The organism is Arthrobacter sp. FW306-2-2C-D06B (genome assembly GCF_021789175.1).
Taxonomy (GTDB): domain Bacteria; phylum Actinomycetota; class Actinomycetes; order Actinomycetales; family Micrococcaceae; genus Arthrobacter.
The window spans coordinates 1782732-1798013 of sequence record NZ_CP084560.1; the positions used below are offsets into that span (position 1 = coordinate 1782732).

10 protein-coding genes are annotated in these 15282 nt (G+C 65.6%); 5 read left to right on the forward strand and 5 right to left on the reverse strand.

Features of this window, described 5'->3' with window-relative positions:
- Positions 1-92: 92 nt before the first annotated feature.
- A complete protein-coding gene (locus LFT47_RS08365) occupies positions 93-2201 on the forward strand; it encodes a DNA gyrase/topoisomerase IV subunit B (RefSeq protein WP_236816988.1) in 2109 nt (702 codons plus the stop codon).
- A 25-nt stretch (positions 2202-2226) separates the two neighbouring features.
- Here LFT47_RS08365 and LFT47_RS08370 read toward each other — a convergent pair whose 3' ends face one another.
- Positions 2227-3219 (reverse strand): M56 family metallopeptidase, encoded by a 993-nt coding sequence (locus LFT47_RS08370; RefSeq protein WP_236816991.1) that lies wholly within the window; start codon positions 3217-3219, stop codon positions 2227-2229.
- Between the two features lie 6 nt (positions 3220-3225).
- Complete coding sequence (locus LFT47_RS08375; RefSeq protein WP_078105520.1) at positions 3226-3612, reverse strand: BlaI/MecI/CopY family transcriptional regulator; 387 nt, start codon at positions 3610-3612, stop codon at positions 3226-3228.
- Between the two features lie 285 nt (positions 3613-3897).
- Here LFT47_RS08375 and LFT47_RS08380 point away from each other — a divergent pair, with 285 nt between their 5' ends.
- Genes LFT47_RS08380 through cydD form a run of 3 tightly spaced genes read left to right on the forward strand, consistent with a single transcriptional unit; the run spans position 3898 to position 10097 of the window.
- Positions 3898-5511 (forward strand): cytochrome ubiquinol oxidase subunit I, encoded by a 1614-nt coding sequence (locus tag LFT47_RS08380; RefSeq protein WP_236816993.1) that lies wholly within the window; start codon positions 3898-3900, stop codon positions 5509-5511.
- 20 nt (positions 5512-5531) lie between these two features.
- Entirely contained in the window at positions 5532-6629 is a 1098-nt protein-coding gene (gene cydB / locus LFT47_RS08385; protein WP_236816995.1) for a cytochrome d ubiquinol oxidase subunit II, read from the forward strand.
- Between the two features lie 3 nt (positions 6630-6632).
- Positions 6633-10097, forward strand: coding sequence for a thiol reductant ABC exporter subunit CydD (gene cydD, locus LFT47_RS08390; RefSeq protein ID WP_236816997.1), 3465 nt, complete (start codon positions 6633-6635; stop codon positions 10095-10097).
- A 474-nt stretch (positions 10098-10571) separates the two neighbouring features.
- On the opposite strand, the gene LFT47_RS08395 is transcribed toward cydD, so the two are convergent.
- Together LFT47_RS08395 and LFT47_RS08400 are read right to left on the reverse strand one after the other, a co-directional pair.
- Positions 10572-11654, reverse strand: coding sequence for an NAD(P)H-dependent flavin oxidoreductase (locus LFT47_RS08395; RefSeq protein ID WP_236816999.1), 1083 nt, complete (start codon positions 11652-11654; stop codon positions 10572-10574).
- Between the two features lie 8 nt (positions 11655-11662).
- Positions 11663-12181, reverse strand: coding sequence for a DinB family protein (locus LFT47_RS08400; protein ID WP_236817001.1), 519 nt, complete (start codon positions 12179-12181; stop codon positions 11663-11665).
- Positions 12182-12305: 124 nt separating this feature from the next.
- On the opposite strand from LFT47_RS08400, the gene LFT47_RS08405 reads away from it, so the two are divergent.
- Complete coding sequence (locus LFT47_RS08405) at positions 12306-12686, forward strand: VOC family protein (protein WP_236818483.1); 381 nt, start codon at positions 12306-12308, stop codon at positions 12684-12686.
- 17 nt (positions 12687-12703) lie between these two features.
- Here the strand turns inward: LFT47_RS08405 and LFT47_RS08410 are convergent, their stop codons facing one another.
- Entirely contained in the window at positions 12704-15256 is a 2553-nt protein-coding gene (locus LFT47_RS08410) for a DNA gyrase/topoisomerase IV subunit A (RefSeq protein WP_236817008.1), read from the reverse strand.
- Positions 15257-15282 lie beyond the last annotated feature (26 nt).

The window sequence follows — 15282 nt, forward strand, 5'->3', positions numbered from 1 at the left end:
TGGGAGTGGCAGCTCTCGTCCGGGCTCCGGGCCAGCTAGCCTAGGAGGAGTGTTTTTTGCCTCTGTTACACCCTCGAAGGAGCGCCCCGCCCGTGGCACCGAGTTCTGAATACAACGCCCGGCACCTTTCAGTTTTGGAAGGACTGGAGGCGGTCCGCAAACGTCCGGGCATGTACATCGGCTCCACCGACTCGCGCGGACTCATGCACTGCCTGTGGGAGATCATCGACAACTCGGTGGACGAAGCCCTGGCGGGCTTCGGGCATGACATCCAGATCATCCTGCACGCGGACAATTCGGTGGAAATCCACGACGACGGCCGCGGCATCCCGGTGGACCTGGAACCCAAGACGGGGCTCAGCGGCGTCGAGGTCGTCTTCACCAAACTGCACGCAGGCGGAAAGTTCGGTGGCGGCTCGTACACGGCGTCCGGCGGTTTGCACGGCGTTGGCGCGTCCGTAGTGAACGCGCTCTCTGCCCGCCTTGACGTGCAGGTGGACCGCGGCGGCAAGACATACCAGATGTCCTTCCGCCGGGGCGAGCCCGGCCGATTCAAGGACATCGGTTCGAAGCCCAGCCCGACGTCGGTCTTCGAACCGTTCGTCGAGAACTCGGTGCTCGACGTCGTCGGCAAGGCCAAGCGGGGTGTGACCGGTACCCGCATCCGGTACTGGGCAGACCGGCAGATCTTCACTCCGGACGCGAAGTTCTCCCTCGAGGATCTTGCGGCGCGCGCCCGCCAAACGTCCTTCCTGGTTCCCGGCCTCAAGCTCACGGTGCGCGATGAGCGACGGCTCCCCGGTACCCCCGGCGAAAACGGGCCGCACCAAGAGGTTTTCCATCACGACGGCGGCATTTCCGAATTCGTCGACTTCCTCGCCGCGGACTCGGGCGTCACTGATGTTTGGCGGCTCCATGGTGCGGGCAAGTTCAAGGAAACCGTTCCGGTTCTTGACGAAAACGGGCACAGCAAAATCGCGGAAGTGGAGCGGGACTGTGAAGTGGACATCGCGCTGCGCTGGGGAATCGGCTACGAAACCACCATGCGGAGCTTCGTCAACATCATCGCCACGCCCAAGGGCGGCACGCACCAGGCAGGCTTCGAGCAGGCGCTCCTGAAGACCTTCCGCAAGGCCGTCGAAACGAACGCGCGCAAGCTCAAAGCGGGCAACGACAAGATTGAGAAGGACGACATCCTGGCCGGCCTCACGGCAGTGCTGACGGTCCGCTTGGCAGAGCCGCAATTCGAGGGTCAGACCAAGGAAATTCTGGGCACTTCGGCCGTCAAGGCGATTGTTGCCAAGGTTGTCGAGGACGAGATCACAGCGCGCCTGAACTCGGCGAACCGCAACGACAAGGCCCAGTCCGCACTGCTGCTCGAGAAGATCGTCAGCGAAATGAAGTCCCGCATCTCGGCCCGCGTCCACAAGGAAACGCAGCGCAGGAAGAATGCGCTGGAAACGTCGTCGATGCCGACCAAGCTGGCAGATTGCCGCACGGATGACGTCGGACGTTCCGAGCTGTTCATCGTGGAAGGTGACTCCGCCCTTGGCACCGCCAAGCTGGCGCGGTCCTCGGACTTCCAAGCGCTGTTGCCGATCCGTGGCAAGATCCTCAACGTGCAGAAGGCATCGGTGGGGGACATGCTCTCCAACGCGGAGTGCGCCGCCCTCATCCAGGTAGTGGGCGCCGGTTCAGGCCGGAGCTTCGACATCGACGCCGCCCGGTACGGCAAGGTGATCCTGATGACCGACGCGGACGTCGACGGCGCGCACATCCGTACGCTGCTGCTCACGTTGTTCTTCCGGTACATGCGTCCGATGATCGACGAGGGCCGGGTATACGCGGCAGTACCGCCGCTGCACCGGGTGGAAGTCATCAACGCGGGCCAGAAGGCCAACGAGATGATCTACACCTACTCCGAGGCTGAACTGCACGTCCTGCTGGCCAGGCTCGCCAAGGAAGGCAAGCGCTACAAGGAACCGATCCAGCGCTACAAGGGCCTCGGTGAAATGGACGCCGAGCAGCTCGCCGAGACCACCATGGATCCGCGCCACCGAACCCTCCGCAAAGTGGGCATCGAGAACGCGAAGATGGCCGAAGACACGTTTGACCTGCTGATGGGATCGGACGTCGCCCCGCGCAAGGACTTCATTATCGCCGGCGCTGCGGACCTGGACCGGGAACGCATCGACGCCTGATCCAGCGGTCCCTATCCGACGAGGTTCAGCCCAGCAAACCCGGCACGATCAGCAGGCCTGTCGGCACCGCGAGCAACATGGCCGACGCCGCAAGCACCAAAGTGCGCTGGGCTGCCGGAAGCGGCGGCTGAGGTGAGAGGAGCCGGCTGACGCGCGACGCCGTCGTACGCGGTGAATCGGCGCCGCCGGTGCCGCTCAGCGAGCTGCCTTCGGGGGAAGCGTCCTGCCCGCTTGTTCCGGGAGGCGCGAATTGCTCCACGGGACCGGCGGAGCCGCTCGCCACGATCGCAATCGCCTTAATGAGCGTTCCCTTGCTCTCGGTGCGCAGGGCCACATCGTCGGCGAGCATTTCGATCAGGGAGTTGACGGCAACCTGGGCGAGCCGCGTCGTGGGGAACCAGGGCAGCGCCTGGCGCCACGCCGCGAAGGCCCACAAAAGAAGGTCGTGGCGCTGGGAGAGATGGGCATTTTCGTGGATGAGGACCGCCCTGAGCTCGGCAGGCTCCAGGGCGGCCATGAGGCCGTCGGACAGGACAGTCACTGACCTTGCGCCGCCGGGCAAGCAGTAGGCGACGGGGGAGTCGTGGTTGATGACCACGGTGCCAGGGCCGTCGTCGGACGGTGAGGCAAGGAGTGCGAGAAGTTCGCGGTGCCTGCGCCGTTGCCGTTCGATCTTGACGTAGGTGAGCAGCAGGGTGAACACGAGATGGGCGCTCAGCAGTGCCGCGGCGGACAAAGCGAACAAGTGCCAGAAGCCCAGTGCCGTGGTGGGCTCGTTGTGAAGCACCATGCCGGCCAAAGAGCGCAGACCCGCAATGAGATTGTCGCCGATGGGCTCAAGCCCGTAGACGAGCATGGCCCCGATCATGGAGAGGCCACCGGCGAGTGCGATGGCTTGCCAGAGGACCATGGCCATGAAGGGCGCGCGCGAAGGCCATTCGGCGCGCGAAAGGAGGACAGGAACCGGCCAGGCCAGCACCAAAGCAAGGACCGCCAGAAAATATGAGGTCCAGAACATGGGTGGTTAGTTTTTGCCAAGCAGCTTGCGCAGCGTGGCGGCTTCACTCTCGCTCACGGAACCGATGAACCGCGCCAGCACGGCTTCGCGGTCCGGGGCGGAACCCAGGGCCTCATGCATGAGGTCCGCCGTGTGGTCCGCCCGGCTCGAAACAGCCTGGTAGCGGTGCGGGCGGGTGCCGCGTTCGCGCTCCACGAGGCCCTTCTTCTCGAGCCTTGACAGGACCGTCAGGACCGTGGTGACTGCGAGGTCCTTGCCCTGGTGTCCTGCAATGCCATCCGTGGCTGCGGAATCCTGCGCCAGCAGATCACGAAGTTTGTTGGCTGTCGCAGCCTCCTGGCCCGCCCAAAGGAGATCCATGACCGCCCGTTCCAGTTCGCCAAGACTTGCCATCAACGCATCCCTACTTTCCGCACCTCCCTTGACCGTTTGCGTGGACCGGGGGAAGTGCGATGATCCAACATTCCACCATCAATCTACCGCTTTTCAGGCGACGATTCTACGTGAGGTAGAACATGCGGCGCGGCGTGTCCTTGCGGCACTGTGACGCCGCTGGAAGAGTGGTGAGCAGATCGCAGGGGTTTGTTCTACACTGTGTAGAAGAAGTCGGTTCTACGCAACGTAGAAAAGAGGCGCCGCAAGCGGGCGTCGGGACAATGCCGGATAAAAAGGACAGCCATGGACGCCTTGGAAATCGCACGCTGGCAATTTGGAATCACCACGGTCTACCACTTCATGATGGTGCCGCTGACCATCGGGCTGGGGCTTGTGGTGGCCGTCATCCAGACCCTCTGGTACCGCACGGGCAAAGTTGAATACCTGCGGATGACCAAGTTCTGGGGCAAGCTCTTCCTCATCAACTTCATCATGGGTGTAGCCACGGGCATCGTGCAGGAATTCCAATTCGGCATGGCCTGGAGCGAATACAGCCGATTCGTCGGCGACGTGTTCGGTGCGCCCCTGGCCCTGGAAGCGCTTCTCGCGTTCTTCGTGGAATCGACCTTCCTGGGACTCTGGATCTTCGGCTGGAAACAACTCAAGCGTGGTGTCCACCTCGCGTGCCTCTGGATCGCCGTGATCGGCTCGGTCTTCTCGGCCTACTTCATCATCGTTGCCAACTCCTGGATGCAGCACCCCGTCGGCGTCACGATGGTCAATGGGCGTCCGGTCATGACCGACGCTTGGGCGGTCTTCACCAACAACACCGCCATGGTGGCCGTACCCCACACGCTCTTCGGCGCGCTGGCCGTCGCCGGTGCATTCCTTCTGGGCATCGCCTGGTACCACCTCTGGCGCCGCCGCCACGATGGCATTGACACCATCGGAGCCGACGGCAGGGCCATCGCGGGCGAAGCCGACGTCCCCGGACGGGACAAGGCCGACTATAAGGTGTGGATCAACTCCCTGCGGATCGGCGCCGTCGTCGCCATGATCTCCTTCGCAGGCACTGCGTTCACAGGCGATTTGCAGGGCAAGCTGATGTTCGAACAACAGCCCATGAAGATGGCCGCGGCCGAGGCCGCCTGCCACGATGGCACCGGCTTCTCGGTGCTGAGCGTCGGCAACCTCGGGTCCAAGAGCTGCAACGACATCGTGGCCGTGATCGAGGTCCCCGGTATCCTCTCCTTCCTGGCCAAGGGCGATTTCACCACGGAAGTGAAGGGTGTCAACAGCCTCCTCGACGAGTACAAGGCCAAGTACGGCACCCACCTGCCGAACAATCCCCTGTACGGCGATCGGGCGGGCCAGGAAGTCCAGTACGTACCGGTCATGGAAGTCACCTACTGGGGCTTCCGCATGATGATCGGCTTCGGCGGCATCGCTGCCTTTGCTGCATTGCTGGCCTTGTGGGTCACACGCAAGGGCATGGTCCCGCAATCCCGCTGGATCATGCGCCTGGCGGTCTTCGGCATCCTCGCTCCCTTCGGCGCCAACGCCGCTGGCTGGATCTTCACCGAAATGGGCCGGCAGCCGTTCGTTGTCGCGCCCAATCCGGACGCCAGCGGCGTCGACCAAGTGTTCATGTTCACGGCCGCGGCCGTCTCACCAGGCGTCTCCGCCGCCGAACTCATCACCTCGCTCGTCGTGTTGGCATCCATCTACGCGGTCCTGCTGGTGGTCGAAGTCCGGCTTCTGGTCAAATACGCCCGGGGTGGCGTGGTGTCCGCGATGCCTGAGCTCGCCGAAGCCCGCCACGGCGAGAAGAAACAGAAGAAGGACGACGACGGCGGGACGCCGGGTGCCCCGGGCCAGCCCGGCGACAGCGACGACGTCCTGGCATTCGCCTACTAGGAAGCAGAGGAATCTTTCGAATGGAACTGTTGCCTACCGTCTGGTTCGTGGCCATCGCCGTGCTGTGGACGGGATACCTCTTCCTGGAGGGCTTCGACCTCGGTGTCGGAATGCTCATGAAGCTCTTCGCCCGGAACAACACCGACCGCCGGGTGCTGTTGAACACGATCGGTCCGGTGTGGGACGGGAACGAAGTCTGGCTGCTGACCGCGGCCGGTGCCACCTTCGCTGCCTTCCCGCTGTGGTACGCCTCGCTGTTTTCGGCGCTCTACCTGCCGCTGCTCATTGTGCTTGTGGCCCTGATCTTCCGGGCTGTGGCCTTCGAGTACCGGGGCAAAGTGGACAGCGCCCGCTGGAGGACCGTCTGGGACTGGGCCATAGCCTTGGCCTCGTTCACGGCCGCGTTCGGCATCGGCGCCGCGCTGGCGTTGACCACCACCGGGCTGCCGATTGACTCGAATGGCGACCGCCAGGGCGGGCCTTTTGCCTGGTTCAGCGGATACGCCGTGCTGGGCGGATTCGCCGTGGTCGCGTTCGCCCTCGTGCACGCCCTCGCGTTCCTGGCCCTGAAGACCGACGGCGAAGTGCGCCACCGCGCGCGCCGCTGGTTTGTGCGGCTCGCCCCGCTCGCCTTGCTGCCGCTGCTGGCATGGATGGTGGCCGTCCAGCTCCTTAGCGGCAAGCCGTTGACGTGGATCCTGGTGATCCTCGGAGTCCTCTCAGCTGCAGGGGCCTGGGTACTCGCCCGCAAGGGAGCTGAGGGCAAGGCGTTCGGAGCCCTGGGTGCGTTCCTCGTGTGCGCCACCGCTTCCATTTTCGGTGCGGCCTTCCCCGTGGTCATTCCCTCCACCTTGAACCCCGCCTTCAACCTCACCATTTCCAACGCATCATCGTCCGCTTACACCCTGGGGCTGATGAGTATCGTCGCCGCCGTCGGCTTGCCACTGGTCATCGCCTACCAGGCGTGGACCTACTGGGTGTTCCGCCGTCGCGTGAGCGCAGCACATATTCCCGCCGCACATGGTTTCCTGCCGGCCATCGCGGCAAAGGTGCTGGTCGGCCAGTCGGCGCCGGGCGGACCAGCTGCGAAACGCGCACCCCGCGACGCCGGCGAGTAGCGGATGAAGCCCCAGCTGCCCGCCGGACCGGCCACCCGATCCGCGTTGTACTTCCTTGGCCTGTTGTCCTCGCTCAAGGCTTTGTCCCTGGTTCTGATTGCACAGGCCATCGCGGGAATGTTATCGGGACTTGCGGCGGGCGGCATGGGGTGGCGCGAAGGACTCGTCTGGGGTGCCGCCGGCGCGGTCCTGCGGTCGCTGACGGTCTGGGGACAAGGAGTCGCGGCGCGCCGGGCGGCCCTTGGGGTCAAGGAAGAGCTGAGGTCCAGGCTGCTGGGGCGCGCCCTCGGCTCCGGGGCTGCGGGACGGGTCGGCGACGTGAACGACGGCGGGCTGGCCGTGCTCGCGACCCGCGGACTTGATGCGCTGGACAACTACTACACCCAGTTCCTGCCCGCCTTGGTCAATTGTGCAGCGTTGCCCCTGCTCCTCGGCGCGCGGATCCTCTTCGCGGATTGGGTCAGCGCCGTGGTTGTGGTGCTGACCTTGCCGCTGATCCCGCTGTTCATGGTGCTGATCGGCCGCCACACGGAGGACAGGGTCCACGAAGCCCAATCCACGCTGCGGAGGCTCTCGGGGCACATCCTGGAGTTGGCCAGGGGACTTCCCGTGCTGGTGGGACTGGGCCGTGCTGGCGAACAGCGCGCAGCCCTCGAGGACCTCTCCGAGGAATACCGCTCGCGCACCATGGGAACACTGCGGACTGCCTTCATGTCCGCCCTCGCCCTGGAACTGATAGCCACCCTTTCCGTCGCGGTCGTGGCCGTCTTCATCGGCGTGCGGCTCGTGGCGGGCGACATGGGCCTGGAAGCGGGCCTGCTGGCCCTCATCCTCGCCCCCGATTGCTATCTTCCCCTGCGCGAGCTGGGTATGGCCCACCACGCCAGCGACGACGGGCGCGAGGCTTTGGCCGCGGCCAACGCCGTGCTGGAGTCGCCGGCGGGCCGTCCGCTGAGCGATGTTTCCGACGTTGAAGTGCACGACGCCGAAGCTTCCGCCGACGTCGTGGTCACCGGACTGACGGTGAGGTATCCGGGGAGGGTGGTTGCCGCCGTCGGGCCCATCGACTTCAGGGCACCGGCCGGTCAGATCACGGCCCTTGATGGCCGCAGCGGTTCGGGCAAGAGCACTATCCTTGGCGTGCTCGCCGGCACGATCGGCGACGGCCCGCTGGCAACCATCGAAGGTTCCGTCAACGGACTCGACGCCGGCGCGGTGGCCTGGGTTCCGCAGCATCCCGTCATGGTCGCCGGTAGCGTGCTGGACGAGGTGGTCCTTTACCTGAACGGTGGCAAGCAGCGCCTCGCGTCGGCCGGCCCCTGGACCGCGACGGGCGCGGACGTTGCGAGGGCCATGCGTTGCCTGGAGCAGTCTGCCGCGGAGCACCTCGCGTCCAAACATCCTGCCGAGTTGAGCCCTGGAGAACTGCGGCGTGTGGCTGTGGCGCGCGGCTTGGCGCGGCTCAACGCGGGAGCCACGGTCCTGCTGCTCGACGAACCCACCGCACACCTCGACGCCGCGTCGGCGGACGCGATCCGTTCGGCCATCGCGGGGCTGCGTGGTGCGGCGACTGTCATCCTGGTGGCCCACGACGCCGCGACCCGGAAACTGGCCGACAATGTCGTGAAGGTCGACGGCGGAAAGGTCGACGGCGGTAAGGTCGACAGCGGGGAGTTCACCAGCGGAACGGATCAGGAGCAAGCCGGTCCCGTGCACCTGGAATCCGGTGCACCAGCGCCCGCTCCGGTCAAGCGTGACGTGAACCCTGGAGCCACCCCCGTGGGGGGAATTGAACCCCCCACGGCAATCTCCACGCTCAAGGCCCTCGCGCGCATCCTGGCGCCCGTCCGTTACAAGTTCGCCGGTGCCGTCCTCCTCGCGGCCCTCGCCGCCCTGTTTGCCGTGGCGTTGTCCGGGCTGTCCGGCTGGCTCATCATCCGTGCCAGCGAACAACCGCCCATCCTGTACCTGCTCGGAGCGATCGTCGGCGTCCGGTTCTTCGGCATTGGCAGAGCCGTGCTGCGGTACTCCGAACGGCTCGTTGTCCACGACACGGTCTTCGAGGCGATGACGAGGCTCCGGGGCGCGCTCTGGGCGAGCCTCAGCGCAAGGGCACTGTCCTTGCGACGGCTCCTGCAGGGCGGCAATGTCCTCGGCGCGATAGTGGACGACGTCGATACGCTGCGCGACGTGTTGCCGCGCGTCGTCCTTCCACCCCTTTCCGCCCTTGCCGTCGCAGTGTCGGCGGTAGTCGCCTCGGCGCTACTGGTTCCCGCCACTGTGCCTGCGGTTGTCGCTAGCGCCGTGGTTGGCCTTGTGCTGGCTCCTCTTCTTGCCCTGGTGGCGGACCGCAACGCGGCCCGTTCTGAACAGCAGCTGCGCTCAGTTGTGCTGCTTGATGTTGCAGCGGCCCTCGACGCCCGAGCGGAACTCAGCGCCAACGGTGTGGCCGGCACTGTTCTGTCGTCCTTGACCCGGAGGGACAACGCGGCCACCGCTGCCGCACAGCGTTCGGCGTGGGCTGACGGCATAGGCCAGGGATTGACGGTTCTTGCCTGCACCCTGGGTGCGCTGGGGGCGGGCATTCTGGCCGCCCCTTCGGTGCAGGCCGGAACTGTCGCACCGGCTGTGCTGGCCGTCGACGTCCTTGTTCAGCTGGCGCTCGCGGAACCCTATGGGGCGGTCGTGTCTGCCGTGCGGCAGGGTCCGGCCTTGGCCGCGGTGCTGCGGCGGATCGCGCAGTCAGGAGCCTTTGACGCCCCGGATGCCGACGGCGGTGTGCTCAGCTTGCCGGAGCGACCCGACGGCTCTGCAGGACTGCTGCTGGATGGACTCGAGGCGTCCTGGCCCGGCGGGGCGCCCGTGTTCAGCGGGCTCAGCGCAGAAGCTGCCCCCGCGCATTGGCTCGCGGTCACGGGACCCTCCGGTTCGGGGAAATCCACGCTGCTCTCCGTCCTGCTTGGTTTCCTGCCCGTATCATCCGGGAGGGCCTACGTCAGCGGAAATGCTGCGTGGTGTCCCCAGGAGGCCCACCTCTTCGACTCCACTATCCGTGCCAACCTGCTGCTCGCCCGCCCGGCCGGACGGAAGCCTTCCGAATCGGACATGTACCAGGCCTTGGGCGCCGTCGGGCTTTCAGGACTGGTATCCCGGGTTCCCGGGGGCCTTGACAGCCGCATAGGCCCCTCGGGTTCGTTCCTGAGCGGCGGCGAACGCCAAAGGCTCGCCATGGCCCGCACGCTCCTCACCGGCGCAGCTGTCCTCCTCCTGGACGAGCCGACGGCCCATCTCGACGCTGAGGCCGGACGCCTCATGATGGCAGAGCTGCGTGCCGGGCTGAAGGACGTCACGGTGGTCCTGGTGACGCACAATCCCGCCGACATCGCCGGGGGAGACTCCCGGTTGGATCTCGGCACCACCAAGCTCGACTCGGCGTCGGCACTCTCGGCGCTCGTGCGCGGAAACTAGTGGGAATTTTCGTTGATTCTCGTTGATTCGTCGGGGGTTTAGGGGCCAAGTCCTCTTCGCGTCGGGAGGACATGCCCGTTCCTCGTGCCCGCGACCGGACATAACGGGAATATGTCCATCCGCTGGCCCCGGCGCAGAGCATGTCCGTGAGCCCGGGCGGGCCGCCGCCTGGACCTGGTCCCTGGGGGACATGCCCGTTCTTCGCGGCCGCGACCGGACACAACCGGAATATGCTCATCCGCTAGCGCTGGCGAGGGGCATGTCCAGGAGCCCGGGCGGGCCGCCGCCTGGACCTGGTCCCTGGGGGACATGCCCGTTCTTCGCGGCCGCGACCGGACACAAACGGAATATGCTCATCCGCTAGCGCTGGCGAGGGGCATGTCCAGGAGCCCGGCCATAAGCGGCGAATCGAGTTCAAGTATGACCGCGGCTTCTCGCCGCTCGCGACGTCAACGGGAAGTTAGCAGACGGAAACTAGCCGAGGAGCCGTCCGAAGGTGGCGTCCACCGAATCGACAATGTTGTCGATGAGTCTCCGGGCGTCGTCCTCCCGGATGAGCGGGGTCGACTGACCTGCCCATAGGGACATCAGGCCCGTGATTCCCTGTGCCGCCGCGGCGGGCCGGAACTTGCCCGTCAGCCAGTTCTGGATGGGGAACGGTGCATGCGTGGCAGGATCGGCGAGCTCGGCGATGATCCGGTTGGGAATGCCGCGTGCCAAGCGGCCGCTGAGGGCGCGGGTCAGGACAGTGTGGGCGGCATCGGGTCCGCGCATCGCGGCGAGGTGCGCGGGACTGATGGCTGACTGGCGCGTTGCCAGGAAGGCAGAACCGATCTGCACCGCGTCCGCGCCAAGCGCCAAGGCGGCAGCGACCCCGCGTCCGTCCGCGATACCGCCCGCTGCGATGACCGGAACCGGGACGGCATCCACCACCTGGGGTACCAGGGCCATGGTCCCGACGAGCGAGTCCTCAGGGGCCCGCAGGAAGGAAACCCGGTGACCGCCGGCCTCCATGCCCGTGGCGACGATGGCGTCCACGCCGCCGGCAGCCAGGGCTACGGCTTCGTCAACCGTGGTTGCAGTACCCACCACCACGATGCCGTTCCGGTGGGCCTCCTCGATGACAGCCCCGGACGGAACACCGAAGACAAAGCTCAGCACGGCCGGCCGGGCGTCGATGGCCGCCTGGATCTGTTCCTGCAGATCGGGCAGGTAGGTGTCCGGTTGCGCGGGTGGTTCGACGCCCACCAGCTCGAAATACGGCCGGAGGATGTCCACGTAAGCGGCGAACTGCCGGGCGTCCGGGGTTGGCGGCTCTTCACCCTCGATGGGGAGCCACAGATTCAGTGCGAATGGCTTCCCGGTGGCCTCCCTGAGTTCGCTTGCCGTGGCCGCAATCCGTTTCCCGTCGTATCCGTAGAGGCCATACGAACCCAGCCCGCCGGCCTCGCTGACGGTGGCCGCCAGCTCCACCGATGACAGTCCACCGAACGGTCCGAGGACGATGGGTAAGTCAGTGTTGAAGAGGCGGGTTGCCCGCGTGTCTTTCCACGGCATCTCAGCGCCTAGCCGTCGACGTCGTGAAGGTGATGGACGACGTCGTGCAGGAAGTACTGGGCAAACGTCAGCACGGTGAACGTGGAGCCGTTGCTGCGGACCCCCGTGCGGGGCCACTCATCTTCGTGGACAGCGGCGAAGGAGTTGGCAATCTGGGTGCCCTCGGCGGCCAGCTGCGCAGCCACTGCAGCCGGATCCGCATTGGCATAGTCGCCGTCGATCGCGGCCTTGTCTTGGTCCCAATTGGCGAAGTGGGCATCGTCGTCCCGCAGCATCAGGTTCAGGCGCTGGTCAAAAAGGCTGAAGACATCCCGCACATGGCACGCGTACTCCAACGGCGACCACGTGTGCTCGTCAGGACGGGTGGACGCGTCTTCCCGGCGCAGAACGGCCCGCCAACGCGGCAGCATATTCAGGACTGTCCCCGGGACGGTGGACGGGGTCACCGTGGCGGCGTCGAAGCCGCACTCGGGACAGGGGGTGGACAGGACCCAGGTCCAGTCCTTGTCATCGGGAATGATCGGCATGGCAGTAGTCTAGGGCCCGGATTCCCGATCCGGTCACACTACCTGCGAGAGGCCAATCCCCGGTCTGATCGGCCCGATCAGGAGTAAGGTTATGAGCTGGGGAAGCCTGGAAAGTGAAATTGCCATGCTTAAGGATCTAAACGTCGCCGGAGTGCTCCCTGCCAGCGATATCGGCCGCGCCCGCGACTTCTACCGCGACAAGCTCGGTCTCGAACCGGACAACCCGGAGGCCACGGACAACCTGATGTACAAGTGCGCCAACGGCACCGCCTTCCTGCTCTACGAGACGCCCAACGCCGGGACCGCCAAGAACACCCAGCTGGGATTCCAGAGCACGGACCTGGACCAGGACATGGCCGACCTCAGGGCGCGCGGAGTCGTTTTCGAAGAGTACGACTTCCCGGGCCTGAAAACCGAAAACGGGGTAGCCACCTTGCCTGACGGCGAAAGGGGAGCCTGGTTCCTCGACTCGGAAGGAAACATCCTCAGTATCGCCACGATGTAGCCGAGCGCATTCGGGTTTTAGCCTTCGACAGCTGCTGCTTCGCTTCCGTTCCCTTCTTCCCACGCCATGCTCGCACCGATCGCATCCACGGGCTGGGAGAGGGGAACGCCGGAGCCGTCACGGCGGCCGTGTTCTTGTGGCAGGGCACGGGCAACGCCGGCGCCGGATGATGCCTTCGCCGGACCATGACCAGCCCAGCCGAGCAACAGGGTGTCTTCACCCTTGAGGAAACGGTGGGCCCGGACACCTCCGGTCGCCCGGCCCTTGGCCGGGTACTCCTCGAACGGGGTGATCTTCGCCGTGCCCGGAGCGGTCCCCGGCAGCGCGCCGTTGCTGCCAGCGATCGTCACGACGACGGCGGCAGGGTCGTCGGCGCGCACCGTGCCGAAGTGGATGACTTCGTCTCCGTCCCCAAGCTTGATGCCCGCCATGCCGCCCGCGGTGCGGCCCTGCGGCCGAACGGCAGAGGCGCCGAAACGCAGGAGCTGCGCAAGCCGGGTCACGAAGACGAGGTCGACGTCGTCGTCCGGGGCAGGCTCCACGCCAACCACAGTGTCCTTGTCCTTGAGGGCAATGATTTCCCAGTCCTCGCGGTTCAACGGGTAGTCGGGCAGGACGCGTTTGACCACGCCCTGGACCGTCCCGATGGCCAACACGGCATCCAGCGGCACGAACGCCACGAGCGTTTCGCCCTTGAGCAGGGTGATGAAGTCCTTTGCCGCGACGCCCCCCGCAAGATTGGGCAGGCCGGACATGGGAGGCAACGCAGGCATGTCCATGACCTGTACCCGGAGCATGCGGCCCTGCGAGGTGACCGCGCCGATTTCGCCGCGCGCGGTTGTCTTGACCACGGAGCGGTAGACATCATGCTTGCTCCGCGGGCCGGATTCGGCCAGCGGCTCCTGGTTGGATGTGCGTGCGATCTGGCCCGAGGTGCTGAGCAGTGCCCAGCAGGGATCATCGGGGATCTCAAGCGGAAGGGCTGCGGCCTTCCCCTTGCCTGCCGGGACGGCTGCTGCAAGCGCGGCGGCGACCGTGGGGGATACGGCCTCGGACTCAAGGAGAACCGTGCGTCGCGGCGTGCCGTACTTCTCGGCCACTTCGGCCAATTCCCCGGACACCAGTTCCCGCAGGAGCACGTCGGACGCAAGGATCGCTTCGAGTTCGGCGATCTCCCGGCGCAGTTCTTCCTGCTCTTTCTCGAGTTCGATGCGCGAGTACTTGGTCAGTTGGCGCAGGCGGAGTTCCAGGATGTAGTTGGCCTGGATCTCGGACAGGTCGTAGATGGACATCAGCCGTTCGCGGGCCGCCGATGCTTCGTCCGAGGAGCGGATGATCTGGATGACCTCGTCGATGTCCACGATCGCGATCAACAGGCCCTCCACCAGGTGGAGGCGGTCCTTCTTCTTTCCGAGGCGGAAGGCCGTGCGGCGGCGTACGACCGATATGCGGTGGCCGACGTAGACCTGCAGGAGTTGGAGCAAGCCCAAGGTCTGCGGCTGCCCATCCACCAGGGTCACATTGTTGATGCCGAAGGAGTCTTCCATCGGGGTGAAGCGGTAGAGCTGCTGCAGCACGGCGTTGGGGTTGAAGCCGTTCTTGATCTCGATCACAAGCCGCAGTCCGTGCTTGCGGTCAGTGAGGTCCATGACATCGCTGATGCCTGTCAGCTTTTTGGCGTTGACGGCATCCTTGATCTTCTCGATGACCTTCTCCGGACCCACCATGTAGGGGAGTTCGGTCACCACCAGGCCGGTGCGGCGCGCGGTCAGCTGCTCGATCTCCACCTTGGCGCGGGTCTTGAACGAACCACGTCCCGTGGCATAGGCATCACGGATGCCGTCCAGGCCAACGATCCTGCCGCCTGTGGGCAAGTCAGGGCCGGGCACGAAGCGCATGACGTCTTCCAGCGTGGCGTCCGGATTGGCGATGAGGTGCCGGGCGGCCGCGATGACTTCCACGAGGTTGTGGGGAGCCATGTTGGTGGCCATGCCGACTGCAATGCCCGTGGTGCCGTTGACGAGCAAATTAGGGAAGGCCGAGGGCAGGACGTCCGGCTGGGTCAGCTGGTTGTCGTAGTTGGGGACGAAGTCCACCACGTCTTCGTCGAGGTTCTCGGTCATCGTCATCGCAGCCGCGGCGAGCCGGGCTTCAGTGTAACGCGGTGCCGCCGGGCCGTCGTCGAGCGAACCGAAGTTGCCGTGCCCGTCAATGAGGGGCAAGCGCAGCGAGAAGTCCTGTGCCATGCGCACCATGGCGTCATAGATGGCGGTATCACCGTGGGGGTGCAGCTTTCCCATGACTTCGCCCACCACGCGGGCGCTCTTCACATGCCCGCGGTCCGGGCGCAGGCCCATGTCGCTCATCATGTAGAGGATGCGTCGCTGGACGGGTTTGAGGCCGTCGCGCGCATCGGGGAGCGCGCGGGAATAGATCACCGAATACGCGTACTCCAGGAAGGAGCCTTCCATCTCGGAAGTGACGTCGATATCGATGATGTTCTCGGTGAAGTCCCCGTCGACGGCGGCCGAGGCGGCGTTTGCGCGGGAGGGACTTTGGCTGCGTGCCATGGAGTCGGTGGATCCTTAAACGTGTA

What these genes read in the sequence shown, in the direction of transcription:
- LFT47_RS08400 (WP_236817001.1), bottom strand. Translation starts at nt 12,181, where the DNA reads ATGCCGATCATTCCCGATGACAAGGACTGGACCTGGGTCCTGTCCACC.
- LFT47_RS08395 (WP_236816999.1), bottom strand. Translation starts at nt 11,654, where the DNA reads ATGCCGTGGAAAGACACGCGGGCAACCCGCCTCTTCAACACTGACTTA.
- LFT47_RS08375 (WP_078105520.1), bottom strand. Translation starts at nt 3,612, where the DNA reads ATGGCAAGTCTTGGCGAACTGGAACGGGCGGTCATGGATCTCCTTTGG.
- LFT47_RS08370 (WP_236816991.1), bottom strand. Translation starts at nt 3,219, where the DNA reads ATGTTCTGGACCTCATATTTTCTGGCGGTCCTTGCTTTGGTGCTGGCC.
- LFT47_RS08405 (WP_236818483.1), top strand. Translation starts at nt 12,306, where the DNA reads ATGCTTAAGGATCTAAACGTCGCCGGAGTGCTCCCTGCCAGCGATATC.
- LFT47_RS08380 (WP_236816993.1), top strand. Translation starts at nt 3,898, where the DNA reads ATGGACGCCTTGGAAATCGCACGCTGGCAATTTGGAATCACCACGGTC.
- LFT47_RS08410 (WP_236817008.1), bottom strand. Translation starts at nt 15,256, where the DNA reads ATGGCACGCAGCCAAAGTCCCTCCCGCGCAAACGCCGCCTCGGCCGCC.
- cydB (WP_236816995.1), top strand. Translation starts at nt 5,532, where the DNA reads ATGGAACTGTTGCCTACCGTCTGGTTCGTGGCCATCGCCGTGCTGTGG.
- cydD (WP_236816997.1), top strand. Translation starts at nt 6,633, where the DNA reads ATGAAGCCCCAGCTGCCCGCCGGACCGGCCACCCGATCCGCGTTGTAC.